We start from the raw sequence: 25,583 nt of genomic DNA, 5'->3' as shown, positions 1-25,583 counted from the left end.
AATTACTCATACTGCCATTTAGTGCTAAAGTCATATCTAAACCCTATAGAAATAGAATCAAAATCGTCCCTGCTTTCGAATGATTTCATTAAATACTCTATGTGTAATCGTAAGGAGTCTACAGGTAACCACTCTAACGTTAAATTATAACCGTCAAAGCTCTGATTAAGTGGATCTGGCTGGCTGTAACCATCATCAAAATCAAAATACCCCATTTTAACCTTGTAATGTTGTGATAGTTGGTAAGCTACCGATAAATCAAAAGTGTGGCCGTCACGATCACCATTTAAATAATCATACTCTTTACCTTGATAGGCAACAGCAGCGTAAAACCCATTATTAAACTGATACGCTAGTGCACCCGACCACAGCGTACTATCGCCCAAAAGCTGCTCTTGCTCATAATCAGTATGGTGTTGATATGTGACAGCAGCATGTAAGCCGTTGTTGTCGTAACTTAGACCTGTATTAATTAGATCTGCCTGGTTATCCCCATCCTCCCCGTCAAACTTCCCAACAGCTATGAATGTAAGTGGGCCTGTTTTGTATCGATATGTCACTAGGTTATCAACAAAGAAGATGCTTTCAGGGTCATAGGCAAATGGACTGGCACCATGGTTAAAGATGTCGACGTACTCGGCAATAAACAAATACTGGGCAGGTCGCTGCTTGCCAATACCGAATCGTCCAAAAGGCGTATCAAGTGCTGTGTAAGCTCGGCGCGAACGGCCAAAGTTGCCTTCGTTTGCTAAATCGATACTCCATTCTCCATGTAGCTCTGCTGTCCAGCCCGGTTGGAACTCATACATCGCTTGTATTCCAGCATGTGACAAAGCATCTCTTACATCAATATTGCTGGTACCCTGCTCATCTAATATGCCGAGGGTTGGACGCACGGTTGCATAAGCGCGCATACTTTTTTGCAAGGCTGGCTCAGGCTGGGCTTTATGCCTTTCAACTTTATTTCGTTGAGACTGTGGTTGACCCGGTGACATTTTCACCGGCTTGTTAGATTTTTCTTGCGAAATAAGACGAGCTTTTAATTCGGCTAATTGAGCCTCTAACGCACGGATATCGGCCATGGTTACAGGCTCAGCGGCTAAACAAGGTGAGCTAATACACACCATTGAAAATAGGCTAGAAGTCAGGATTGAACGTTTGAGAGTTTTCATATTGTTCACACTTTAGGGTTGCGAATAACAAAATTATAGTCAACACTTTAGATAATTGAGTGTTTTTTAACTAGCGGTAGAAATTATAATGAAAATCCGTACTAAGTTTTCCGTTGCTTCTGCGCTCGTAATTTTAATCATCATTTGCGTGACAACCCTGTCCACTTATTGGTTTGTTAGCGATTCGATGAAAAATAAAACTCGGGCTTATGTGACTGACAATGCTGCTTTGTTGTCGATTAGTATCGATAACTGGCTTGCGTCAAAGGCAAATCAAATTGATGTTGTGAAAAGTCAGCTAGAGCAAGACTTTAGCCCTGACAAGTTTCAAAACACACTCAACACCCCCTATTTCAGCAATGCTTTTTTACTCGCGTTCGGTACTTTAGAAACGGAAATAGGTTTACGGTCAAACAATCCCAATCGACAAAATCCGCCAGGTGTCGATTTTAAACAGCGCCCTTGGTATCAGCTTGCTAGGGACAAAGGAGCAACCGTATTTACAAGCCCATATACCGATGCAGCGACTGGAGATTTGTTACTTTCTGTGGTGTCTCCTATCAACACAGCCAGTGGCTTTTCTGGTGTGATCGGGGGTGACTTGAGTTTAGATACGATTGCAAAAAGTGTGAATGCCGTAAACTTTGATAATACTGGCTATGCTTTTATCGTAGACAAAAATGGCACTATAATTTCGCATCAAGAAAACGACTATAATGGGAAAAAAGTCAGTAGTTTGTATCCAGGTCTAACGACCAATAATGTCGACGAACTAATCGAAATTGATACCAAGGATGGGCAAAAGATATTTTATCTGCACGAACTACAAAACGCATTCGGTACAAATTGGTACCTAGCAGTGTTAATGGATAAATCACTTGTGTATAGCACCTTAACTGACATCACCATAAACTCTTTTGTCATAGCCGTACTCGCAATTTTATTTGGCGCGATATTGATGAGAAGCCTCGCTATTCATTTGCTTAAACCATTACGAGATTTAGAACAAACTATTACAACGATGGCAAGTGGTGGGGGAGATTTAACCCGCAGGTTAGAGATTGTAAATAAAGATGAATGTGGCACAGTCGCTCGACAATTTAACCGCTTTTTAGAGTCACTCCAGCAACTGGTCAAAAGTGTTAAAGATCGCGCGGATTTGGTCGTAAGCAGCAGTGATGAAGCCAAAGAGCTATCAACACAATCGACTCAGCAATTAGATCAACAGGTCAGTTTAATCGAAAGCCTAGCAACTGCAATGCATCAAATGAGCACCACCTCCTCTGAAATCGCCAGTAGCGCTCAACAAGCTGCCACATCAATTACTCAGGTGAACGATAAAACAGAACAAGGCCAAGATGTATTTAACCTCGCTCGCTCACATATTACTGACTTAGCTGATGAAATATCAAAATCACATGAGTTAAGTACACAATTGGCCGAATACAGTAAAAGTATTGAAAATATTTTGTCTGTCATTAATGGTATTGCTGAGCAAACAAACTTGCTGGCACTGAATGCCGCAATAGAAGCGGCCCGAGCCGGTGAGCAAGGAAGGGGCTTTGCTGTCGTAGCTGATGAGGTTCGCTCTCTGGCATCAAAAACCCAAGAATCCACAACAGAAATCAAATCTATGATTGGTCAAATTCAAGTTTCTTCAAGCCAAGTGCAAAATGCGATGGGCTCAAGTAGAGATAAAACTCAATCCTGTGTAGAGCAAACAGAGCAAGCTACATTAATGCTAAGTGATATATCTGAGTCAGTAAAAGAAATAATGGACAGAAATATTCAAATTGCCACGGCCATTGAAGAGCAAAGCGTGGTCATTGAAGAAATCAATAAAAATACCAGCCATATAAATGACATCAGCGTGGAGGTCGGTAGTTTTGCAGATAAACAGTTCACGGCAAGTGGTAAGCTGGCAAATCATGCTCACGAACAAGAAGGCTTATTGTCTAAGTTTACTCTATAATTTATTTAACCCTAATGAGGCTCAGTCTAACTGATGTTTTGAGTTTGCTTATAAACAAATGAACACAAAGGTTATTTTGCGCCCTTTTTACGACTCCTGCACTTGTCTATTACGATTTCTTTTTCTCCGTCACTATATGTATGCCATGACAATATTTCATGCAGCGTTCTAAAACACCCCATACATCTATCATTACTATCTAAGCAGCAATGACGAATACATGGCTGCTCAACCGTTGGCATGTGGGTGTCTATTCTATTTGGTTTAGAAAAAGTCATTTCAGGTATCAAGAAGAGCCTAGTAAACACTGTAAAGTGTGGACCACGAATACCGACAATACAACAATTTAGTCCAGCAGTATTATAAAGGGTTAAGAGCTTGCTTTTTAAAAAGTAAAAACCCAAAAAATGGTAAATTAATACTTCATAAATCAATAACAAACATAATACATTCCAGATGATGGCTTTTTAGGGTGAGAGGAAACTTGATATTATTAAATGAAATTATCATTTTCCTTACTAACGCTCTACAGACTAGTTTTAATTTAGTACACTACTTAAAATCAGTCATATAATAATAAAAAGGAATAATAATGCGTCTTAAATTATACTCAATGGCATTGTTAGCGATATCCACATTTTCAGCTAATGCCATGAATGATTTAACAGGAGTTGTGGGGGAAGTACATACTCGTTCAGGTAACTCAGACGGCGACCACTCAATATATTTTCGCTTAGAAGTTGATAATGAAGGCTCTACATTTGCTAATTGCCTGAGTGAGGGCACGACAGTAACTTGGGAATTAAACCCTCAATCTCCGGTATTTCAACAACAGTATAACTTAGTAATGCGCTCATATACGGAACAATTGCCAGTGCGTGTTAGTGGGCAACGTGATGTCTGTAATTCAACGTATATTAATAGTGATAAGGTATTTGAGTTAAGCCCAATCCATTGGGACTACTTACTGAACCGTTCGAAAGCGACTGAAAATAACCAATAGTAAAGTAACCTACCGCTTATTCTCAGTAAGAAAATTTATCGAGCCCAAACACATCAAGTTTTGGCTCGACATTAAATATTAAACACCGATTAATGGCTCAAAGCATAGCCGCCTTTTAGATGTCCAACATGCTTAAAACCTAATCGTGCTAACGCATTCGCCGCTATATGAGAGCGGCTGCCACTACGGCATACTAAAATAAGCTCTTGATCCATATTGTTATGCTGCTGCGCAATAAAGTTAGCTAAACGCGTCAGAGGCACATTTTTTGAAAAATATTGGTCATGGTTGAGTGCATACTCATGAGGCTCTCGAATATCAATGAGAGTGGCATCGCTATGTTGCTCTATATGCTCTGTAAGCGCCACACTATCGTACTCACTCACTTGTACTTTTTGACAAGACTCCACAAAGGCGCCACACATGATTTCAGCACCTTGTTCATCATCAATATGTAAATCTAACGACGTCTTTGCTTTAATAAAATTGGCAGACGATATCCTGCCTTCAATAGCCTGCTCTAACAATGTATTGCGATTCATCTCTGCATCAAAAGTGGTTACAAACTCATTGTGATAGTCATGGCTTGGGCACAATACGCCTTGTTTATTTGTGATTTTAGCAAGGTTTCTGAGGCTACAATACATCGCCGCGGCATCACTCGTTGAAAAATTTGTTCTTCCTACACTGCCCATCAAGATCAAATCACCACAAAATGTAAACTCCGGGACAAACTTTTCTTTGAGCAATTGAGACTTATCACAGAGTAAAAGAGAAATGCTATCCGCTGTATGACCTGGGGTGCTCACTTTTACTAAACAGTGCTCACCTAGTTCAATAAAACTAAATACATTTTTATTTATTTCGATACGATCGCACTGTATTGGCCACCCTAGTGGATCGCACGCCTGCTCACTAAGGTGTGCTTGCACTAAACCAACTCTACCCGAAGTATGGTCTGCGTGGCCATGTGTATCTATAGCCGCAACTAAGGATAGTTTTTGGCATTCAAGTATCGTGAGTAATCGCTCCTGAACCTCAACTAAGGGGTCAATAACAACCGCTTTACCACTTTGCTTATCAGCATATACCCAGCAGCAGCTGCCACCGACTTTAAGTTGTAATAACCCATCAAGCTCTTCTCGCTCATTAGTTACCCCATCCATACTCACCAAACAACTATGCCCTAAAGCGTGCGCACAGTGCTGTATTCTGTCACATGCTTCAGTGATTTGTTGCTGCGTAACCGCTGGACCAAATGACATTCTAATGGCTGATTCACTGCGCCAAGGCTCTAATCCCATCGCATCTAATACAAAGCTACGGGTTACTTTTGAGCTACATGCAGAACCGGAGCTTACACGCATATTTGCCGCATCAAATAAGTCCATAATTTCTTTCGATGTAAAACCTGGGATCGAGAAATTTAATGTGGTGGGAACACTATTGTCAAAGTTATGATTAAATACCACTGTCGGAAAAGCCGTTTTTAGCGCTGTTGACAATTGAGCGCGTAACTCACTTAACACCTTCGTCGAAGAAAATACGTCGCTACCTTGCCCTAGTAGCTCATCAAAAATAACGTTCAATGCTGCAAGCCCTGGTAAATTTTCAGTACCTGAACGTAATCCGCTTTCTTGGCCGCCGCCTGCTATAAAGGGCGTAAAAGGGGCCCCTTCTCGAATATATACAAACCCAATACCTTTAGGGCCATATAATTTGTGACCACTAAACGGGGCATAGTCAATCGTCGTATCGGCTAACCCTAAGTGAGTTTTTCCTAATGCCTGTACACAATCGACCATCCAATAAACGTCAGAGTTATGAGTACGAATTGTCTGTTCAAGGAGTGATAAATCTTGGTAGACACCAGTCTCATTATTGACAGCCATGGTACAAATCATGAGTGCATCAGGGACTTCATTAGCAATGTACTCCATATCAAGTTTACCCTGTACATCTACTGGGATAGCTTTAATGGTCGCATTAACTTCTAAAATACGATTCCAATGTTTGAGAGATTCAGGTACCGCTTTGTGCTCAGTCGCGCCGTATAAAATTGAATAACTTTGCCCCGCTTTCATCTTTGCTTTAGCAGCATATAGTGCAGATAAAATGCCGGTTTGAATGCCTTCAGTGGCACCACTGGTGAAAATAACTTGCCCAGTACCTGCGCCTAATACTTGAATGGCTTTGCATCTGGCCTGATCCATAATCTGCTTCGCTTGTAGACCACTGGTATGACTACTACTTGGATTACCAAACATGGTCTCCATTGTTTCCATCGCAGCTGCTGCTGCACTAGATAATACAGGGGTAGTGGCATTGGCATCTAAGTAGATTTGTTTCAGTACTTCAGGGTTATCCATGATCAGGCCTTACTTTTTAAACACTAAATTTATATAGACTCTCACCCATATAACAAAAAGGAATAACTAATTACTTAAAGTAATATTAAGGAGTTTCCCAAACATATTCAAGTTTAAATTTAAACAGTTCAGAAAAATGTCGCAGCAATTTTAGCTTGGGTATATTCATAAAAACGCCCCCTAAAAAGGCACAAAAGAAAAAGTGTAAAGATAGAGATACAAAAAGCACCACAAAAGTTACATTTAAGTTAATCATATGTTTGTTTTATTTTCGATTCGTGATAATAATTTGTTTACTTTTTAACCACGACAACATGTAAAGGAAATAATATGCGTAAATTAAGTTCATTAACGCTAGCAATATTAACTGGGATATCTAGCCAAGCTTTTGCCGCTCAAATGATAGAAGTCGACCAAGCTAAAGCCATCGATAACAAATATATCGTCGTCTTTGATGCGCCAAAGATTATCGATAAAACGGATAAAAAAGCGATAGCAGCTTACATAGCACAACAAACCAAAATTCTTAGTAACCAGTATAATGTCACTGTTGAAAGAGAGTTTGGTACTGCACTTAACGGCGTGTTAGTTGACGCATCTAAAAAGCAGATCCACACCTTACTTTCAAACCCAAATGTCAAATATATAGAACAAGACCAAATCGTGTCAGTGACACCTCTTGTTGATAGCAAAGCTGACCAAGGTAATGCAATTTGGGGTTTAGACCGTGTCGACCAAACTGACTTACCATTAAACTCCAATTACCATTATGATTATGACGGGAGTGGAGTCACTGCCTACGTTATCGATACTGGCGTGCTGATCAGCCATAATGAATTTGGTAATAGAGCCAGTCATGGTTATGATTTTATAGACAATGACAATAATGCCACAGACTGTAATGGTCATGGCACACACGTAGCTGGTACGGTAGGTGGTAACAGCTACGGTGTCGCTAAAAATGTCAATGTGGTTGGTGTACGTGTGCTTGGTTGTAACGGCTCAGGATCAAACTCAGGGGTAATTGCAGGTATAAACTGGGTGAAAAATAACGCATCTGGCCCTTCTGTTGCTAACATGAGCTTAGGTGGCGGTGCATCACAAGCCACTGATGACGCAGTAAACAATGCCGTTGCATCTGGCATTAGCTTTGTCGTAGCCGCTGGTAATGACAACAGTAGCGCTTGTAATTATTCGCCTGCTCGCGCAGCCAATGCGATTACGGTTGGTTCAACCACAAGCAGTGATGGCCGTTCAAGTTTCTCCAACTACGGTAACTGCCTTGATATTTATGCACCGGGTTCAAGCATAAAATCAGCTTGGTATAACTCAAACTCAGCAACCAATACCATCAGTGGTACGTCAATGGCATCTCCCCACGTTGCAGGCGCGGTTGCATTATACCTTGACCAAGATCCAAGTCTAAGTCCTTCGCAAATTGACAGCCTACTCAGTCAAAGAAGCTCTAAAAACAAAGTGTCGGACGCTAAATCAGGGTCGCCAAATGAGTTACTATTCACGCTTGGCACATCAACACCACCACCACCTCCTCCTCCACCTATAGAGCTATCTAACGGCCAAGCAGTCAGCGCCAGTGCTGCAAATGGCTCAGAAACCATGTATAAAATCTCTGTACCAGCAGGCAGTACATCCCTTGCGATTGATTTAAGTGGTGGAACAGGTGATGCTGATTTGTATGTTCAAGTTGGTCAGCAGCCAACCCTAAACAATTATAACTGCCGCCCTTATAAAACAGGGAACACTGAGTCTTGTAGTTTTGCCAACCCAGCTGCGGGCGATTGGTATGTATTGTTACATGGATATAGCCAATATTCAGGTGCTTCATTAAAAGCAACATTTGACTCTCAAGGTGGATGTGGCAGTAACTGTTTAGATAATGGTGTGCCTATCAGCAATATCTCTGGGTCACAAAACCAAGAGATATTTTACACTATAGACGTACCAGCAAACGTTAATTTGAGTGTGACAACATCTGGCGGCAGTGGTGATGCGGATTTATACGTTCGCAAAGGTAGCAAACCAACAACGAGCACTTATGATTGCCGACCTTTTAGAAATGGAAACAGTGAAAGCTGTAGCCTAAACTCAGGTCAAGGTGGCACTTACCATATTATGCTAAGAGGCTATTCAGCCTTCGCAAATCTCAGTTTAGTAGGTCAATACTAACTACTATTTAGCCATTTCCGAAAGTTCAGTATGCACGCATGCTGAACTTTTTCTGAAAAGCCTCTATTTATGCCTTTCAACCGCACTTTATAACACTACAATTTTATACATATCGTCACCGGAACTTACACTTGAAACCATTAAAATAGCACTGAGTTAACTAAGGGTTCACACCTCATTCTATTTAAATGGATATATACAACATGAAATTTGCACACCTTTCAATACCACTTGCTGGCTGCGTTTTAATGGCATGCTCATCTGAAGATTTAGAAACAGCCAACTTTGGCTCAGACTTAAACAAAAACCACTACAACTACGTTAACGCCACTCAATATGAAGTTAAGTTTCATACCGCAAATACAAAATTAAATGGGCATGAAAGAAACGTCGCGAATGAAAAATACTATGTTACTACACTAGCAACAACAGCTGTTCCAAAGCGTATTGAACACGAACACAATATCAATCGACAAATCAGTTTTTACGCTAAGTCTTTAAATTCTATAGGGCGTCACAAGCAAATGAAATATAAAGTGGAAACAGATCAAAATTATCATGTCATTGCTTGGCAAGATAATGTTGAGAATATAAAGCTCACACTATTAAAACAGCAAACTAACAATAAAGATGATCACTTTGCCCTTCGCTTTCTCTCTAATGTGGATCAAACTATCACCGTTAATAATAAGCCACTAAGTGTGGCCAAAGGCGCGGTTAGCAGTTGGCACTCCCTGCAAAATTGTACCTCCGACCTCAAGCTTAACGGTCAACCTGTAGAATTTTGTAATGCTTCATTTAATAACTCGTATACGTTAGTGATCAATAACCAAGAAATTGAAGAAATAATTACAGAGTAAGCACAAAGCTAGGGCATAAAAAAGTATGGCGCTGTGTAATACTTAGCGCCATTAAACGTTACCTTTAATTGAAAACGAAAAAATAAATATGATTAAGTGTAACGAGCAGATACAAGCATGTAAAAACACACTATGCCAGCCTATTAAATAAGTTACATACCAACCACTTTTTTCAAATGGGTTGCTAAACGCAAATCCACTCGAGAGTTTGGTGCGGCTATATCAATTAACGCATTATCAAAATCACCTTTACTAAAATGGTCATAAATATTATTTGATAATGCATATGGCTCGCTCGGCATGCCAGTAAATGGGAATATCATACGATCTAACCCTCCATCACTGTCTTCATCATGGATCACATTAATTGCATAGCGCCCTGCGGGAACATTTTCGAACACCACCAATGTGTTTGGTACTGATGGTGTGACCACTTTTTTTAAGTAAAACTTGGCATTTGGATCATTAATATTCAAATCATCATGATAATCACCGTTATTGTCATGCACCAACACAATTAACTGCCCATCCGTATTCTGCACATTAGAAATAGTAACACTAAGGTGCGTCGGGAGACCCGCTTCATCATTCACACTGGTATAGCTTGTTGACTGGCATCCCGTTAATAAAGTGAGCCCAGCTAAGGTGGCAACAAGTATTTTAAACATCGTATTTCCTTTACGTTATTACACTCTAAACACATTACCATAGCAAATACACGTTAATACGCTTTCTAAGCAAACAAATTTGTTAAAAACTGTACGCGTAAAAACAATTTAAAAATTCAGCTGATGTATACACAATCGAATAACTTAGTTGCACCACTCCCCCAACTATTCATCAGCAATATAGGTAGGTTCAGCATTGTCAGTGAGCATTGAGTCTCGAACATTCTTTTGTACTGTGATCGCGGCAAATCCGCTCAGGAGAAATGCCATTGCATAAAAACCTTTTTCACTTAACAAAAGTTCAGCATTATACAAACCCACACTCAGCAACCCAATTGCAGCAATTACGGCTACCCAACACATGATTAGGTATGGTTTAGATATACTTTGCCCCTCTACTTTGTCGCGCACGGTTTTTTGCAAAGAGACAAATGAAAACAACCCAAATAGCAAGATTGAAAAGTAATATCCTTTTTCATTTAATGGCATAGTGGCATTCATTAACCCGACTAAAAACCCCAAAACACCCACTAACAAAGCAAAAATTGCAGCAAACTTAAACGCTTTGGTTGGTTTATATATATTCATAAAAATACTCCTGCTGTTAATTTAAAATCCTGTTAAATCAGAACTGCAGTATTAAAATTGTGCACACATAAGTCAACCACACTCATAAAAGGGTAATAACACTCCCCCAAAAGTATCGTAAAACTATACTTAATTATTTACTTGCGATAAAACGCGCCAACGCATCAACCATATGATCAAAGTACGGATTGAAAGTTAGACGCTGCATTGCAGGATAGGCCTGCAATGCTTGAGCTGTCGTTTCACCTATCATTGGGCTCTGCGTCGTTTTACATGTTCGATAATACTCTGTGCCAAATACATGCTCGCAGTTTCGATAAACCCCTTCCCAGCCATAGTGTTGATTATTTGGTGCATTAGTAAGCGCGGTGTGTGCAATACCTATAAGCGCATCACAATAGTCACCACGTGTACATGATTCAGGTTCTATCATATTGATTGAAATAGATAAAACTGGCTTTTGTACCTTATCAGTATAATAAATCAGGGTATCTTTATACTGTGTTTTACGCATGCTTTTGTTATGCCAATGTTCAAGCAAACGTAAGGTACTTTTTGTCTCAATGGTTTGATCAACGTCAGATGCTACAACGAACAAAGGAATATCAGGCGTATCAGTTAAATTAGCAGGCTGAATACGCTGCATCAAAGAGTATATTTGTGCTGCCGCATTGAATGGAAAAGATTCATATTTGGCAAAATCACTGTCTGTACTTTCATCCATATAATCTTTGAACCAAGCCACATATTCTGCTGCCCATGCCATACTCGCCTTAGCTTGACTCGCTGGTGACCATAACAGAAGGCCTTTTATCTGCGCTTTTTGTTCTAAGCTAATGCTTTGCTGGTTTAAATAGTCAATTAATAAAGCACCTCCTGTTGAAAAGCCCCCTAAATACACCGTGTCAAAGTCTTCCAGCATCGATTGCACACCGTATTCAGTGGCAGCTCGCCACTGCGCGTGTGATACATCAACCAAAGCTGATGGCGCAGTACCATGGCCTGGTAACAGTAAAGTACGTACCGTAATGCCTTGCTTTAAAAATGATGAGGCTAAATCATGAAATATGAAAGGTGAATCAGTTAAACCATGGATCAATAGTACCCCGCGCGTATCGTGCTTTTTCTCCGTATTCCCTTGAGTCTGCATACGCGGTTCAATCTGAAATGGCGCAATTAAGTCAAGAACCTTGAGGTCTCGCTCTCCGTATAATTGCTCGCTAATTGGCGTGGTTATTGGGCACGGTAAATGCGCTTTCGGGTTCTCAGCTAAGATTTTTTTTCGTTGATGTGCAATATACTCTGAAAAGGCCCCTTGTGTTGAGAAGTCAAATTCGTCTGTTATCGTCAAGGTCTGTCGATAACGGCCTTTTTCTGCAACAGCCTCAGCCTTCGTAACATGCTGGTTAATTGATACACAGTCTTCTACATTTTTGTGAGGAAGCGCCAGGCTTCCCCCTGACACAAACAAAGATCCCATGAAAATCATGGCCCTAGATAGGCTATTCATTGCTGTTCCTTTTAAATTGTTCAAATAAAGATGGCTCCCATGGCCGCATGGCAAATAACAAGCCCATATGCTTTCGCGCATGCAAAGGCAAATTTGCGTCTTCCTGATTTAAAATAGCTGACTCTTTGGTAAGCTGATTAAGCTTGCGTTGAATAATTTCAATAGAGGACTGTGAATACCTGCCACGTAAATAAAAACGAAAGCTATTAGGCTCATCAAACTTGCTAGCCATGAAACGGTGCAGCACTTCCTGCTCCATAAAGCGTTCCAGTGGACCATTCTTCAGCCACCGAAAGTCCTGCGCTATAAGCAATTTATAATGATTATTCGGTAATAGCTGAATCAACTTTATTTTATCTAAACGCGCGAATAATCGGATCAATTCAAATTGATCAAGGTCGTAATATTTTATGATGTCGTCAAAGTCCCATGCATCTCGGGCGCATACCGCTACCAAAAGCAGTTTTGGGTTATCTATCAGCTCTTGCTCTTGTTCTAATGTAAGCTGTGTCAATTGATTTTGTTGCTTCTCAGAAATGGCAAATAAGTCAGACAAATTCATTTGCAACAAATTACAGATCTGTTCCAGGCGCTGTAACGTGAAGCTTTGATTAGCAAAAATACGCTTAATATTAGCTTCACTCATATCTAGATGCACGGCAATATCCTTGTACGTCAACTTATGCTGTTTGAGTACCGACTTTAAAGTGTCACTGACTAACGCTATCTGACTCATGTCATGTTTATCCATACAAGTATATTTTTTGTATACCTTAAGTTGTTTTTTATAATACATCAAGCACAGCAGTTTACCTTTTTGATACCCTAATTTAAGTTAGTGACAACTTAATTAAAGGGATATATAAATGAATAAGCAACTAAAAATGTTAGGCCTTGCGTGTACTTTTTCTTCATTAACTGTTGTCGCAGAGTCTGCATCTGACAATAGCAGTCAAGCCAGTAAATACTCTGTATTGGCATTGGGCCATAGTTCAGTTGCATCTGCACAAGTAGCAAGTGGCGTTTTAGCCGTACCATTGCTGGTTGCTGGGAGCACTGCCTCAGCATCGCATGCCGCAGCTGAGGTATTGCTCGATGTTGCCAGTGGGCAAACTCATCAAGAACCCGTTCAACACAATACACCTCTGCACATCACACACATTACAATTACTGCCGATAGGGCACCAAATGAGATGATCGGTAACAAAGACGAATAATCTATTTTTATCTTTTTGGAGGTTACATGTATAAAAGAGTCATGATTTCATACGCTATACTTGCATACTCGTTCTTTGCGCAAGCTGGAAGTGAGCAACAACAAGCGCCTCAATTTGATGCTGCAACAATCACTGCATTTGCTAAAAGTGTTAAACACTACGCCGCTGAACAAGGTGCTCGCGCTTTTATTATTGCTCGGCTTGGTCAGCCAAAAGAGAAATTGCCAGCAGGCTTTCACTTTACCCATACAGCCATCGCCATCTACTCACAAATAGAACTAGAGGATGGCAACAAGGTAAATGGTTATGCTATTCATAACTTGTATCAAAAAGCAGGTGATGCCAATGTAAGTCAATTAGTCACTGATTATCCAGTAGATTTCTTCTGGGGAGCCCATGCATTAAAGGCAGGAATTGTGATCCCGACACCAGTATTACAACAAAAACTAATCATGGCGATTCACCACGGACAAAACAAAACAGTCCATAACCCCAAATACTCACTCATCGCTAATCCATTTAACAACCAATATCAAAATTGCACAGAGCACACATTGAACGTTATAAATGCAGCTATATACCAAACGGATAATATGGCAAAGCTCAAAGTAAATACCACGGCCTATTTCAAAGCACAGCCGGTGGCAGTAAGCCGATTTAAACTTGCTTTGGGTAATTGGTTTGCTGATGGGCTCAGTACCGATGATCATCCTGAAAAAGTTGCAACGGCTAGCTTCACAAGTATTGCTAACTATTTAAAAGAGTATGATTTATTAGACAGCGCCGTGATTTTTGAGCAGAAAAAGACAGTCCCCTTACTGTCATCATCATGACAGCATTTAACCACCCCTTTCATAGAGTGATAGGTTGATACTATGAAAGGGAGGTACATTCGTCGTACTAAATAATCGTTTTACGCGTGCGTAAATGATTGTATTGGTCGCGAATATACTCTTTCTTAATCATCACCAGTCGCTCATAATTTTGCTGAAAATACACAGGCGTTGGGATTGAGGCGTCTTTAAAGCTAATAAATGCGCCATAAGCCCCCTCTATCTCAGAGCTACGACTCTCTGCAATCCAATCCATCGCGCGGTTGGTATCAACATACACAGCATTGTTTTGTTGCTCAATCTTATCTTTGAGTTCTTCATTCCACCAGGTTTGATATTGAATCGTATATAAGCAGTCTTGATAAGGAAATGCAACGCCGAGCGATGCCTTGTTCTCATCTCGCTGCTGATAATAGTCGCCAATAATTGCACCTAAAGTGACATAACTAAATAAACCGAGCCCATTATTTTCGCTTTGAATTAAATCAGACGTCAGCGTTGCTAATAATTGTTCATAGCCACACGTTGTCAACCCTGTGGGTTCAACCAGTTTAGAAGTTATTTTATGTGGAGCCGGTGCATCATAGTCAGGAGCAAATCCTTGCCCATGTTGGCCTAAAATAGAGTGAAGCAATGTACTATGGTCGGCAATGCTCTCTCGGGCCCAATGGCTGAGTAATGCATGATCGTATTCGTATTGTGCGCTATTGCTTTGATTGCTGATCAACCTTCTTCCCCCTACTTTAGCAGAACTAATTAATGGTCTCCCCTGCATTGGGTTCACAAACGTGGTGAGAATATAACTATCTAACGCTTCTTTAGTTCCCTCCCAATAACCAAACATTGTACAAGGGTGATATAGTTGCGCGAGATCTGAATAGGGCGTTTTTGCAATCGCATTTATTTTCAGATTGGTACCGAGTAAATAAGGGGCTTCAGTTGATTTTATGGCTTCCTCCCAAGTCGTTAAAATATCGATAGTCGGGCAATCTTGTAAAGGCACACACTCTTCAATATTGGGATCTTTTTTCGTCAGTTTATTCCAAGTAATTTCAAAGCGGTGTAGTTCATCCGGTAAGGCAAATGTTTTTACTTGCAGCTCGGTGACAATACCCCAACTCATGCCGCCACCGCCACGCAACGCCCACAGTATTTCACTGTGATTCTTTTCACTTACCTGCGCAATTTCACCATCGCCAAGCACCACCGTTGCGCCCATTAAATATTCACAACACATCCCATACTTACGAGTCCAAGGTCCCCAACCTCCTCCTTGAATAAATCCTGTGAGCCCGACCGTCGCACAGGTTCCGTGGGCAATCATTCGACCCAAATCAGCCAGTTTGGGGGTCAACTGATAAAAGCGGTACCCTGCACCAATGGTCGCGACTTCAGTGTCGTTATCATAACTGAATTGCTTAATACGGCTGACATCAATCAAAATAGTATTGCTGCCACTGCACTCCCCTTCATGATCATGCCCGCCAGAGCGCACTCTCACTGGTAAATTGTGTTCTATGGCGAGCTTATAAATTAACTGTACTTCTTCGGTTGAGTCACATAATGCAATCGCGAATGGGTGCGCTTGAAAACGCGTATTAAATACCATCGCCTCAGTTTGATAATTATTGAGTCCCGCCACATTACTTAGCCCATTGTGCGTTTGGCTCAGCAAACGTTGTTTACTAAACCCGCGCTCTAAAGCTTGCTGATAAAACAACTGGAAGTTATTCACTGTATTGGCAAACACAGCTTGTATTTGATTTCGTTGTTGCTCTGGGTCTGGGCTTTCAGGTATGGCTGAGCGATCTAAATGCTCGCTTAAGGTGTTGACTAATTTTTGGATTTTATTTTCTTCACTTTGCATGTTATTTATTCCTTCATAGGCAAAATAGCTAGATGACCCACACCATGAATAACAACTGGCGCGCACACTAACTTATATTTCTTTGCTTAAAAGTAGCCGCTAACGTGCAATTAAGAAAGCTTGACAAGTCGGAGTAAAAATTTAGAATAACCGCATTCGAACATCATTCGAATGCGGTTATTAATAAACTTGAATAGAGGTAAAAATGGCGCCAGCTCCAAAATACAGTCACCAAAAGCAACTTGAAATGATCCTTGATGCGGCAGAAGAATGTATACAAGCATCGTCTGTAATGGACTTTACAATGGCAAAAGTGGCAAGGACCGCGGGCCTTTCCATGGGATCTGTTTACAAACATGTGCAATCCAAAGAAGACATTATTTTGGCACTTGCACATAGTACTTTTGTTCACATCTGTAATACCTTTAATCAAGTGCTAGCACTCCCGATTACAACCCCTGAAAAAATTCTGGCAATTGCATTAATTTCACCTAAAAAACTACAGTTTTTTGAGTTTGATAATGATCTTTTATCATACGCAACGAATGAGGCAGTTATTAGCCGCGCTTCAAGTATTTGGACCGAGAAAATGATTATCGCAAACAATGCATGCGAACAATCCTTTAAGTTGGCATTAACAGAAGGGATCAATTCAGGAGAATTAATCGGAGAGCTCAATTTATCTCATGCCATTGAAGAAATCATTTTGGGATCGTGGGCAATGTGTGTCGGGTATGACCAAGTACAACGCGTCAAGCAAATCAAACAAATCGGAGAAGGAACAGATTCATTAATGGACCCGCTAACCGAAAACGATCCTATTATTCGTAGCTCTATACGATTTCTAAATAGTTACCCATGGCAAAAACCCCTCAATGAAAAGTCAGTTCAAGCACTCATAAATACGCTTACTGACATTAATTTACGCTAATTTAAGGATGAACCATGAATATTAAACGTTGGGTAGCATCAGTTATAATTATTGTTACTATTATTTTTGCACTTGGTTTTATTAAATTTAACCAAATACAAGCTGCTATCGCTTTTGGCGAGTCATTTCCTGAACCGTCGGCTTCGGTAAAATCAAGCTACGTGGAACAGCGCAATTATAGCGAGACCAGTAAAGTCATTGGCCAATTACAAGCCAAGCGTGCCATTGACATACATAACGAATACCCCGGGCTTATCGTTAAAGTTCACTTTCAACCTGGCGATTTTGTCGAAAAAAACCACGTACTCTTTGAATTAGATACCCGCATAGAGCAAGCCAATTTACTGGCTGAACAAGCCAAGTTAACTTTGGCTGAATCTACTTTTTCACGTTTATCTAAGTTGCTCGCACAAAAACGCGTTAGTCCAGACCAAGTGGATCAAGCACAAGCCGATGTGGCCATAGCAAAAGCACAAATCGCTAACTTAAAAGCGATAATAGACAAGAAAATTATTAGAGCGCCCTTTTCTGGTATGTTGGGGCTCACTAACTATCAAAGTGGCCAATTCCTTGATGTAAATACCCAACTTACCTCTTTAATTGCACAAGATGAAAAAATTTGGGTAGATTTTAAGCTACCACAAACACTGCCTCAATTAGCCGTTGGTGATAACGTTTCTGTGAATCTTATCGCAGGTAACCAACGCATAGCAGCAACCATCATCGCAAAAAATTCCGCTATTGATATTGCGGCACGCCAGCTTGCTTATCGTGCAGAGTTAGACAATAGCCAATTACAATTGCACCACAATCAAATGGTCTCTGTCGTAGTATCGACGCCAAGTATCCCTATGTTTGCAGTACCAACCAATGCCATTGCTCGAAACCAACTTGGCGCTTTCGTCTTTTCATTGGACCAGGATGACAGCAACAATTGGCGTGCTCGTTCAATTCAAGTGGAGTTAGGTGCACGTCAGGGTGATATGCAGTTGATCACCCATGGACTAAAAGGTGATGAGTTTATTGCGACAGAAGGCGCATTTAAACTAAAAGATCAACTGCTTGTTTATACGCAAGCACCAGATAGCCTTGTGCTTGAGGAGGAGTAATGAGTGCATTGCATGAAAACAAATCATCAATAATGGATATATTTGTTCAGCGACCAGTCCTTTCCATCGTGTTATCACTACTGATAATACTCGCGGGCCTCAATGCTGCAAATAAAATTTCGATACAACAATACCCAAAAATTGAAAGCGCCTCTTTAGTCATTAATACCGTTTATACCGGCGCAGCAGCCGATGTCGTGAAAGGCTATGTCACGGAGCCAATCGAACGGGTTGTGTCATCAGTACCTGGGGTAGATTATGTTGATTCAGTCACTACATCAGGGCTGAGTAAAGTGACAGCATGGTTACAGCTTAATCACAATACCACAGATGCTTTGGCTGAAATGAGTACACGACTCGGTCAAATCAAGTTTGAACTCCCCACAGGAGCAGAAGACCCTGCCATAGAGATTATTCGTGCTGATAGCCCTTACGCCGTATTCTATTTGAACGTGGAGTCACAGACACTTCCTAGAGGGGAAGTCAGTGATTATTTGGTACGCAACGTAGTACCGGGCCTGACTGATATCAACGGGGTACAAAAAGTCACATTGGAAGGCGGGCGTAACCCTGCCATGCGAATTTGGCTCGACAGTGACAAGTTAGCTATATACGATTTAAGTGCCAATGATATTTTTTCAGCCTTACAAAGCAATAATACTATAGCCACATTAGGCTATAGTGAAAATAACCGTCAACGTATCGATTTATTAGCGAATACCACATTAAAAACAGTGTCTGATTTTGAAGATTTAGTCATCAAAGAAAGTAACGGCAGTCAATTACGTTTGGGCACTGTGGCTGACATTGAAATAGGAGAAGCTGAGGGGATGGTGACGGCTCGGCTGGATGCTACCGATACCGTATTCCTTGCCATCTGGCCATTGCCGGGCGCCAATGAGATTGACATTGGTGATGCACTTTACACTAAACTAGACAAATTAAATCAAGAACTTCCACACGGCATGCAAATCACTATCGGCTATGATGGAACCTTGTACATGCGCGATTCAATTAAAGAAATATTCACTACGTTAGCTGAAACTGTGCTGCTGGTAGGTATCGTAGTTGTCGCTATGATGGGATCTTTTAGAACCGCATTGGTGCCGTTAATCACCATTCCTATTTCTATTCTTGGTGCCGTTGCAGTGATCTCTTTAATGGGTTTTTCACTCAACTTATTAACTATTCTCGCGATTGTATTATCAGTCGGATTAGTGGTGGACGATGCCATCGTCGTCGTCGAAAACGTTGCACGTCACATGCGTGATGGCAAACCACGCTTGCAAGCTGCACTCATTAGCTCTCGTCAATTGCTGGTCCCGGTGATTGCCATGACGCTGACTTTGGCGGCGGTATATGCACCAATCGGTTTTTTAACAGGACTCACTGGGTTTCTGTTTAGGGAGTTTGCATTTACATTGGCTATTGCGGTTCTAATATCAGGTATCGTTGCCGTGACACTCTCGCCAATCATGAGTGCATATGTGAGCCCTGAAGGTGGCCGTGAAGGAAAGTTAACACAAGCCGTAAATGGCTATTTTGACCGCCTACAACAGCGTTATTTCAAGCTGTTAGACACACTGTTCACTATGCGCCCTCAGCTGATATTTATTGCCGTTGTATTGTCACTGCTTAGCGTGCCATTTTATATGCTGTCACAACAAGAGTTAGCACCAATTGAAGATCAAAGCTCTATTCAAGTTGTGGTTGAAGCACCGCCAGAGTCTTCTCAGGCCTATACTTCAACTAAAATGAATGACACCGCTGAAGTCATGAATGCCACTGAAGGGGGCAAATTTACTTGGCAAATCGTCACTGCTGCCGCAGGGTTTGGTGGTGTAGAGCTCGCACCATTTGAAGAACGTGAGCACTCTGTTCATGATTTACTCTATGATTTATATGGTCGGCTGGGCAGTGTTACTGGGTTGAGCTTGTTTCCGATTTTACCGGCATCACTGCCAACAGCAGGCCAATTTGATGTAGAAATGGTTGTTCGCGCAAATGATGACCCTATCACCTTGAAAAAGTATGCTGATGAAATATTAGCCAGGGCAAATGCCAGTGGTAACTTCTTATTTGTGAACACTGATTTAAAAATTGATTTACCGCAAGCAGAGCTCAAAGTAGACAAAGAACTAGTCGCTGATTTAGGTCTGAACCTAGCGTCAGTAAATGAACAGCTCAGCGTCTTAATGTCGAATAACTTTGTTAATTACTTCAATAAAGATGGTAAAGCATTTCGTGTTATTCCCATTGTAGGCGATAGTGAACGCTACAACCCAGAAAACATTCTAGATATGAAAATTCGTACCGGTGACGGAGCGCTTATTCCGGTGTCATCTTTTGCCAGTTTGCACACCTCAACCAGCCCTCGAGTGCTGGGTTCATTCAATCAACAGGCATCATTTAGGATATTTGCGGGTGTATTACCACACATTACCAAAGAACAAGGGTTAGCGACGGTTGAAAACATCGCCGCAGACATACTACCAACGGGTTACTCGATAGATTATGCGGGCGAATCACGTCAATTGCGCAAAGAGGGTAACACCATGGTGGGTGTGCTATTTGTCTCTATGATCATTGTCTATTTTGTGTTAACAATTCAATTTAACAGCTTTAGAGACCCATTAGTCGTGGTACTAGGCTGTGCACCGCTGGCACTATCAGGTGCGTTAATGCTGCCCTTTTTAGCATTAACCACCATCAATATTTATAGCCAGATTGGACTGATCACACTCATCGGCTTAATTGCCAAAAACGGTATTTTAATCGTCGAATTTGCAAATCATTTGCAGCTTGAAGGTAAGTCAAAATTAGAGGCTGTAAAAGGTGCTGCGAGTACACGATTACGTCCAATACTGATGACGACGGGTGCAACTGTATTAGGGCACTTTCCACTCGTTCTAGTCTCTGGAGCAGGTGCAGAAGCCCGCAACAGTATTGGTATTATATTAGTCGCTGGAATGATAATAGGCACATTCTTTACCTTAATCATTTTACCATTATTATACGAACTGATCGCAAAGGATCACCGAGGGGAATCAGAAACAGAACAAGCGCTGGCCGCCAGCCCTGTATCTACCGCGCTATAATTGACCCGTGACCTGTCATAAAAAAGCGACATTCATCTGTCGCTTTTTACTTTAATCACTCAATATCGATATCAGCGGGAATTAATGAATAACACTTGGCTGCATAAGGCTTACCTTTGAAAAACAGCTTATTTTTTTGTACTCCTTCAAACGTCGCGTTTAACTTTTCAGCTACTCGATTGCTCGCGTAATTCTCTTCAAGTACATGTATTTCGATTCTTTGCAGTCCTAGGTCAGTAAATGCGTAGTGTAATAGTTGTTTAATTGCAGCAACACATACTCCTTGCCCCAATGCTGATTTAGTAACCCAATAGCCCAAATTACCACAGCGATGCATTGGCACCATTTGATTAATAGCCACAGAACCGAGTATTTTTCGCGAATCAAGGTCTTCAATTACAAAATTATATTCAGCCCCACTTTCCCATTGCTGAATACTGTATTGAACCCACATTTGGGCTTCATCTAAACTATAATTTTCATGGCACCAGGGGAGCCAAGCTCCAAGGTGTTCGACAGACTCGAATACTGAGGTATAAAACCCTTCACTATCATCGCACCTAAAAGGTCTTATCTTTATATTCATAAATATAATCCTTATCTCTGTAATATTAAAAGGGCTGTAGAATCCTGATCACGTCATGTACTAAGTATCACGTCATGTACTAAGTATCACGTCATGTACTAAGTATCACGTCATGTACTAAGTATTTAGACTATCGACGAAAGTCGCAATGCATAAATTTAATTTGCAGTTGGTATGGCTAAGCATACGGTCATAAAACATTAATTGTTAGCATAAGAAACATACACATTATTCACTATTTCACTCTGTGAAAAAGTAAACTGATATCTCCCGGCTAACGTAAGCCCTATATGTGTATAAAATGAATTAGCGTCACTTTCTTCCCAAGTATATAACCAAAACACATCACCAAATCGGTGTGCAACATCATTTAGCAGCGCTTTACCTATGCCTTGGCCCTTATGCAGCCTGTGGATATATAACTTCTCAACTTCGTAGCCATTAGCCTCATTTTCATAGTGAGATTCTAAGTTAACCAACACAAAACCTTGTAGAGTCGAATCCTTTTCGCACACAAGGCATTGATAGTTAGACCGTGCTAACAAGTCTAAAAAATATGCTTCAGTAAATGTTGATAATGCATACTTCGAATACTCAGAACGAACGCCCTCAAGTGCATAAGTATCAAACCATACAAGCACACTCAAAGCAGCTAAATTGATACAGTCTTCTGGGGTTGCCACTCGTATATTGCCCACATTTAATTCCTTTTGCACTAACGCATTATATATGTAATCAAAAAATGTGAGCCTCTAGAATGGCCCACATTACATAAGTCATTTACCTTCATAGCTATGTTATGAAGCGAGTGTCCTACCAAATAACGTCACTGCTTGCTGATACATTGAAATCGCTAATGCTGCGTCATACCTGTCACCTTCATCACGCATAAATGCATGTTGTGCATTTACCTCCTGCCAATGGAAGTTAATACCTGTTCGTTGGCAAGCTGTGTAAATACGCAAACGCCCTTCCATAGGTACATGTGGATCTTGCTTACCCCATACAAAATGGATTTCTCCTTGTATGTCTTTCATTCTTTCAAATGATCCATTACCAATTTGCGCAGGTAACGAGTCACTATGAATATCGGTTGCATACAAACAAAACGCAGCTTTAATCGTAGGGTTTAAGGCTGCTCTATAAGCTAAATGTCCACCAATGCACACCCCCATCGCGCCGACATTACCATTACACCCGTTAAGCTGCTGTGCAAACTCAATCAACGCTTGCGTATCACTGTCGTGATGCTCTAACTGCTTGCTCCATTTGTCTTCATTGCCTTTGTCTTTACCTGCATCGTCATAGGCAAGTACCGTCCCAATTGGATTCAACTCATGAAACACTTCGGGCACAAGTACATGAAAACCATGACTTGCCAAAATCGCTGCTGAGCGTGCTATTGGGGCTGTTTGTTGAAAAATCTCTGAATAGAAAATGATACATGGGTAATTGCCACCCTCGACAGGAGAATAATGGTAAGTGCGCATAATGCCTGTGGGTGTTGTGATATCGTGAGTTTGATTACTAATAATCATAGAGCTAATTAATCTTAATAGAAAAAGTTACCAATAAGGGTAATAGATTTAGTACTAAAAAGTAACATCGCTTGCCTTCAAAGCACCATAATGTGGCCAATTTAGTTTTTATCTTGATGTTATGGCATATATTTTCAATCTTTCACTCGACCACCTTGCCATCATAGTGATCCAACTAGTCACACAAATAAGTCAAACAATGAACAAATTATTATGCTCCAGCCTATTTTTTAGCGCACACTTTACCGTAAATGCTGCCGATGTGAATCAAGCAGATATACACATGAGTCACAAGCTAACTGACACAGGTAAAATATATTCTGTACACAGTAGTCAAAAGCAAAAGAGTACAACCCTGTATAGCGCTGACATTGATGTACAAACAAACCAAGTCACTGTCACTGTGTCACAAGGTCACCCTGCACAAATTGGTAAACTTATAATTGATCATGAAGAGGTCGTCGCTCATTCCAGTAACGGCAAAATCGCATGGCGTGAAAGCCGTAAGTCAAAGGAAAAACTGTGTTTACCTGAAATGTTTGCTGAATTTATCCGTGTCCATTTAAACACCTTGAAATCGGGTAAAACCCTCACCTGCTACGGTCCTATTCTTAAAGCAAAAAAACTCGCCCCTTTTAATGTGGCTTTAAAAAGCGATACCCCTGACTCGCTTGTCTTTGAAGTTGGTCCCGGATCATTTGGGATGTGGTTTTTTATGGATACAGTAGAGATACATCTAAATAAAGCAGCCACTAAAATGATCTATTACAAAGGCATCACACCAGCGCCACAAGGGCTAGAAGGCAAAATGGCTTATCTTGAATATAAGGGTGACGTTAATAATTATAAGCTAAACAGCCATATCATTGACTCAATTTTATGGTAATTGTCACACTTCATAATCACATGCGGTTCCACGGAGTCGCATGCCCTGTACTTCTCATGCGTTCTCTAATGGAAATAGATATTAACCGGCTATGTCGCAAAACTTTTCTTCACCAGTGCCTGCTTTTTTAAATTCACTGTACTGCTTTGGCGATAACCCAGTCCACACTTTAAACACCCGAGAAAAGTGCGCCTGATCAGAAAAGCCACATATAAAGCCTATTTCAGAGATCCCCAGTTGCCCTTGCAATAATAATTCACCAGCGTGTTCTACCCTCACTTCCTGCACAATAGAGGAAAATTTCATATTCAACTGGCTAAGTCGGCGCTGCAAAGTTCTTACAGACAATGCCAAGGCATTCGCAACCTTAGGTAAGTCTATATCCAAAAGCCCCAACGACATTATTACCTGCGTTAAGTTTGCCAGTACCACCGAATTCGATGCCGTCATATGTGCTGGCGACATGACGCTCGAGTAGCCAGCGGCCGAGTGCTGATCACTTTTTGCCATATTTGATGCAACGAACGCGTCGGTTTTAAAATGTATATACCAATTCCGTTGATCACTCAGCTCTGGATGCGACTCAGCCAAAAACTGCTCACGAATCGTATTTGCAGGTAATTCAAGTACACACGAACTCACACTTTCAGACGTACATAATAAAATGGGGTGACCTGAAACCTGCTGCAACAATGCACATAAAACACCTAGCACAGCGAAGTCTTCAGCTAATGTAGGCGGGTGTTCTGTATTTGAGCGGTGACTTACTTTCACATAGTGCGATGTAAACTCTGCAGTAATATAATGTTGACTATGAATATAGCGCTCTAAACGTTGCCACTTCTTTATCAAAGTGTGCACTGAGCTATTGATTAACAGAGCTTGCCCTATTGGTGATCCAGTAAATTCCGTGACCCCTATGCCTAATCGCATTAGTGTCGTTATACCGTAAAGCTCTGCAACATCATTCAGCCAGTTTTGTTTGGTAGTAAGCGGAATGTGTGCAGACACTGCCTTATTTTCATCAGCTGCCATAGCTAAGTTCAGCTTGGAAAGCCCTGAGCGCAAAATATTCAACATCATACGACTCGCAAATGCGGGCGACTCTGGTAGTGATTGCGTTTTTATAGTCGACGCTTTTATATTTGGCACAGCTACTTTCTCCCTGACACAAATAGTCATTATGCTA

General features: G+C 41.0%; 22 protein-coding genes. 10 read left to right on the top strand and 12 right to left on the bottom strand.

Translation table 11 applies throughout. The annotated features are described in order from the left end of the window. Positions 1 to 2: 2 nt before the first annotated feature. Positions 3 to 1,172, bottom strand: a complete 1,170-nt coding sequence (locus PCIT_RS22410) for a porin (protein WP_021032317.1) — start codon at positions 1,170 to 1,172, stop codon at positions 3 to 5. Positions 1,173 to 1,359: 187 nt separating this feature from the next. On the opposite strand from PCIT_RS22410, the gene PCIT_RS22405 reads away from it, so the two are divergent. Then, the gene (locus tag PCIT_RS22405; protein ID WP_238348049.1) at positions 1,360 to 3,144 is read left to right on the top strand and encodes a methyl-accepting chemotaxis protein; all 1,785 of its coding nucleotides are present in this window, start codon (positions 1,360 to 1,362) and stop codon (positions 3,142 to 3,144) included. Between the two features lie 71 nt (positions 3,145 to 3,215). On the opposite strand, the gene PCIT_RS22400 is transcribed toward PCIT_RS22405, so the two are convergent. Continuing rightward, a complete protein-coding gene (locus PCIT_RS22400) occupies positions 3,216 to 3,422 on the bottom strand; it encodes a DUF1289 domain-containing protein (RefSeq protein ID WP_010366527.1) in 207 nt (68 codons plus the stop codon). A 314-nt stretch (positions 3,423 to 3,736) separates the two neighbouring features. On the opposite strand from PCIT_RS22400, the gene PCIT_RS22395 reads away from it, so the two are divergent. After that, entirely contained in the window at positions 3,737 to 4,147 is a 411-nt protein-coding gene (locus PCIT_RS22395; protein ID WP_010366526.1) for a hypothetical protein, read from the top strand. A gap of 89 nt (positions 4,148 to 4,236) precedes the next feature. Here PCIT_RS22395 and PCIT_RS22390 read toward each other — a convergent pair whose 3' ends face one another. Next, positions 4,237 to 6,516 (bottom strand): aminotransferase class V-fold PLP-dependent enzyme, encoded by a 2,280-nt coding sequence (locus PCIT_RS22390; protein ID WP_010366524.1) that lies wholly within the window; start codon positions 6,514 to 6,516, stop codon positions 4,237 to 4,239. Positions 6,517 to 6,846: 330 nt separating this feature from the next. Between PCIT_RS22390 and PCIT_RS22385 the strand changes: the two genes are divergently transcribed. After that, on the top strand, positions 6,847 to 8,703 hold the full coding sequence (locus PCIT_RS22385; protein WP_010366522.1) for a S8 family peptidase: 1,857 nt from the start codon (positions 6,847 to 6,849) through the stop codon (positions 8,701 to 8,703). 203 nt (positions 8,704 to 8,906) lie between these two features. Further along, positions 8,907 to 9,563, top strand: coding sequence for a hypothetical protein (locus tag PCIT_RS22380; protein ID WP_010366520.1), 657 nt, complete (start codon positions 8,907 to 8,909; stop codon positions 9,561 to 9,563). A 152-nt stretch (positions 9,564 to 9,715) separates the two neighbouring features. On the opposite strand, the gene PCIT_RS22375 is transcribed toward PCIT_RS22380, so the two are convergent. From PCIT_RS22375 to PCIT_RS22360, 4 genes are all read right to left on the bottom strand, one after another. Next, complete coding sequence (locus PCIT_RS22375) at positions 9,716 to 10,231, bottom strand: DUF2141 domain-containing protein (protein ID WP_010366518.1); 516 nt, start codon at positions 10,229 to 10,231, stop codon at positions 9,716 to 9,718. A gap of 165 nt (positions 10,232 to 10,396) precedes the next feature. Continuing rightward, complete coding sequence (yiaA, locus tag PCIT_RS22370; protein WP_010366515.1) at positions 10,397 to 10,819, bottom strand: inner membrane protein YiaA; 423 nt, start codon at positions 10,817 to 10,819, stop codon at positions 10,397 to 10,399. Positions 10,820 to 10,952: 133 nt separating this feature from the next. Beyond that, on the bottom strand, positions 10,953 to 12,329 hold the full coding sequence (locus PCIT_RS22365; protein ID WP_010366513.1) for an alpha/beta hydrolase: 1,377 nt from the start codon (positions 12,327 to 12,329) through the stop codon (positions 10,953 to 10,955). Next, positions 12,322 to 13,065: a helix-turn-helix domain-containing protein gene (locus PCIT_RS22360; RefSeq protein WP_040697880.1), complete on the bottom strand. Its 744-nt coding sequence runs from the start codon at positions 13,063 to 13,065 to the stop codon at positions 12,322 to 12,324. Before PCIT_RS22360 ends, PCIT_RS22365 begins: the two co-directional genes overlap by 8 nt. Positions 13,066 to 13,195: 130 nt before the next feature. Between PCIT_RS22360 and PCIT_RS22355 the strand changes: the two genes are divergently transcribed. Then, entirely contained in the window at positions 13,196 to 13,546 is a 351-nt protein-coding gene (locus PCIT_RS22355) for a hypothetical protein (protein WP_010366508.1), read from the top strand. 26 nt (positions 13,547 to 13,572) lie between these two features. Beyond that, positions 13,573 to 14,379 (top strand): DUF2145 domain-containing protein, encoded by an 807-nt coding sequence (locus tag PCIT_RS22350; RefSeq protein WP_010366506.1) that lies wholly within the window; start codon positions 13,573 to 13,575, stop codon positions 14,377 to 14,379. Between the two features lie 67 nt (positions 14,380 to 14,446). Here the strand turns inward: PCIT_RS22350 and PCIT_RS22345 are convergent, their stop codons facing one another. Beyond that, entirely contained in the window at positions 14,447 to 16,246 is a 1,800-nt protein-coding gene (locus tag PCIT_RS22345) for an FAD-binding oxidoreductase (protein ID WP_010366503.1), read from the bottom strand. Between the two features lie 205 nt (positions 16,247 to 16,451). Between PCIT_RS22345 and PCIT_RS22340 the strand changes: the two genes are divergently transcribed. The 3 genes from PCIT_RS22340 to PCIT_RS22330 are packed head-to-tail and all read left to right on the top strand — an operon-like array spanning position 16,452 to position 21,384. Next, positions 16,452 to 17,177 carry a TetR/AcrR family transcriptional regulator gene (locus tag PCIT_RS22340; protein WP_010366500.1) on the top strand — a complete coding sequence of 242 codons (726 nt, stop codon included), beginning with the start codon at positions 16,452 to 16,454 and terminating at the stop codon, positions 17,175 to 17,177. A gap of 14 nt (positions 17,178 to 17,191) precedes the next feature. Then, on the top strand, positions 17,192 to 18,286 hold the full coding sequence (locus tag PCIT_RS22335) for an efflux RND transporter periplasmic adaptor subunit (protein WP_010366498.1): 1,095 nt from the start codon (positions 17,192 to 17,194) through the stop codon (positions 18,284 to 18,286). Continuing rightward, a complete protein-coding gene (locus tag PCIT_RS22330) occupies positions 18,286 to 21,384 on the top strand; it encodes an efflux RND transporter permease subunit (RefSeq protein WP_010366496.1) in 3,099 nt (1,032 codons plus the stop codon). Before PCIT_RS22335 ends, PCIT_RS22330 begins: the two co-directional genes overlap by 1 nt. A 55-nt stretch (positions 21,385 to 21,439) precedes the next feature. On the opposite strand, the gene PCIT_RS22325 is transcribed toward PCIT_RS22330, so the two are convergent. The 3 genes from PCIT_RS22325 to PCIT_RS22315 form a co-directional block, all read right to left on the bottom strand. Beyond that, positions 21,440 to 21,970, bottom strand: coding sequence for a GNAT family N-acetyltransferase (locus tag PCIT_RS22325; RefSeq protein ID WP_010366493.1), 531 nt, complete (start codon positions 21,968 to 21,970; stop codon positions 21,440 to 21,442). 200 nt (positions 21,971 to 22,170) lie between these two features. Further along, positions 22,171 to 22,668: a GNAT family N-acetyltransferase gene (locus PCIT_RS22320; RefSeq protein ID WP_010366491.1), complete on the bottom strand. Its 498-nt coding sequence runs from the start codon at positions 22,666 to 22,668 to the stop codon at positions 22,171 to 22,173. Positions 22,669 to 22,767: 99 nt separating this feature from the next. Then, positions 22,768 to 23,508 carry a dienelactone hydrolase family protein gene (locus PCIT_RS22315; RefSeq protein ID WP_010366488.1) on the bottom strand — a complete coding sequence of 247 codons (741 nt, stop codon included), beginning with the start codon at positions 23,506 to 23,508 and terminating at the stop codon, positions 22,768 to 22,770. 199 nt (positions 23,509 to 23,707) lie between these two features. On the opposite strand from PCIT_RS22315, the gene PCIT_RS22310 reads away from it, so the two are divergent. Next, positions 23,708 to 24,394 carry a hypothetical protein gene (locus tag PCIT_RS22310; RefSeq protein WP_010366486.1) on the top strand — a complete coding sequence of 229 codons (687 nt, stop codon included), beginning with the start codon at positions 23,708 to 23,710 and terminating at the stop codon, positions 24,392 to 24,394. A gap of 81 nt (positions 24,395 to 24,475) precedes the next feature. Here PCIT_RS22310 and PCIT_RS22305 read toward each other — a convergent pair whose 3' ends face one another. After that, positions 24,476 to 25,546 carry a helix-turn-helix transcriptional regulator gene (locus tag PCIT_RS22305; protein WP_010366484.1) on the bottom strand — a complete coding sequence of 357 codons (1,071 nt, stop codon included), beginning with the start codon at positions 25,544 to 25,546 and terminating at the stop codon, positions 24,476 to 24,478. Positions 25,547 to 25,583 lie beyond the last annotated feature (37 nt).

This window comes from Pseudoalteromonas citrea (assembly GCF_000238375.3).
Lineage (GTDB): Bacteria > Pseudomonadota > Gammaproteobacteria > Enterobacterales > Alteromonadaceae > Pseudoalteromonas > Pseudoalteromonas citrea.
The sequence above is the reverse complement of the archived record's forward strand: the minus strand, read 5'-3'. Positions and strand labels throughout refer to the sequence as shown.

Bases quoted from the DNA above. Each gene is read 5' to 3' on its own strand.
- PCIT_RS22410 (WP_021032317.1), bottom strand. From the start codon at position 1,172: ATGAAAACTCTCAAACGTTCAATCCTGACTTCTAGCCTATTTTCAATG.
- PCIT_RS22405 (WP_238348049.1), top strand. From the start codon at position 1,360: ATGAAAAATAAAACTCGGGCTTATGTGACTGACAATGCTGCTTTGTTG.
- PCIT_RS22400 (WP_010366527.1), bottom strand. From the start codon at position 3,422: ATGACTTTTTCTAAACCAAATAGAATAGACACCCACATGCCAACGGTT.
- PCIT_RS22395 (WP_010366526.1), top strand. From the start codon at position 3,737: ATGCGTCTTAAATTATACTCAATGGCATTGTTAGCGATATCCACATTT.
- PCIT_RS22390 (WP_010366524.1), bottom strand. From the start codon at position 6,516: ATGGATAACCCTGAAGTACTGAAACAAATCTACTTAGATGCCAATGCC.
- PCIT_RS22385 (WP_010366522.1), top strand. From the start codon at position 6,847: ATGCGTAAATTAAGTTCATTAACGCTAGCAATATTAACTGGGATATCT.
- PCIT_RS22380 (WP_010366520.1), top strand. From the start codon at position 8,907: ATGAAATTTGCACACCTTTCAATACCACTTGCTGGCTGCGTTTTAATG.
- PCIT_RS22375 (WP_010366518.1), bottom strand. From the start codon at position 10,231: ATGTTTAAAATACTTGTTGCCACCTTAGCTGGGCTCACTTTATTAACG.
- yiaA (WP_010366515.1), bottom strand. From the start codon at position 10,819: ATGAATATATATAAACCAACCAAAGCGTTTAAGTTTGCTGCAATTTTT.
- PCIT_RS22365 (WP_010366513.1), bottom strand. From the start codon at position 12,329: ATGAATAGCCTATCTAGGGCCATGATTTTCATGGGATCTTTGTTTGTG.
- PCIT_RS22360 (WP_040697880.1), bottom strand. From the start codon at position 13,065: ATGAGTCAGATAGCGTTAGTCAGTGACACTTTAAAGTCGGTACTCAAA.
- PCIT_RS22355 (WP_010366508.1), top strand. From the start codon at position 13,196: ATGAATAAGCAACTAAAAATGTTAGGCCTTGCGTGTACTTTTTCTTCA.
- PCIT_RS22350 (WP_010366506.1), top strand. From the start codon at position 13,573: ATGTATAAAAGAGTCATGATTTCATACGCTATACTTGCATACTCGTTC.
- PCIT_RS22345 (WP_010366503.1), bottom strand. From the start codon at position 16,246: ATGCAAAGTGAAGAAAATAAAATCCAAAAATTAGTCAACACCTTAAGC.
- PCIT_RS22340 (WP_010366500.1), top strand. From the start codon at position 16,452: ATGGCGCCAGCTCCAAAATACAGTCACCAAAAGCAACTTGAAATGATC.
- PCIT_RS22335 (WP_010366498.1), top strand. From the start codon at position 17,192: ATGAATATTAAACGTTGGGTAGCATCAGTTATAATTATTGTTACTATT.
- PCIT_RS22330 (WP_010366496.1), top strand. From the start codon at position 18,286: ATGAGTGCATTGCATGAAAACAAATCATCAATAATGGATATATTTGTT.
- PCIT_RS22325 (WP_010366493.1), bottom strand. From the start codon at position 21,970: ATGAATATAAAGATAAGACCTTTTAGGTGCGATGATAGTGAAGGGTTT.
- PCIT_RS22315 (WP_010366488.1), bottom strand. From the start codon at position 23,508: ATGATTATTAGTAATCAAACTCACGATATCACAACACCCACAGGCATT.
- PCIT_RS22310 (WP_010366486.1), top strand. From the start codon at position 23,708: ATGAACAAATTATTATGCTCCAGCCTATTTTTTAGCGCACACTTTACC.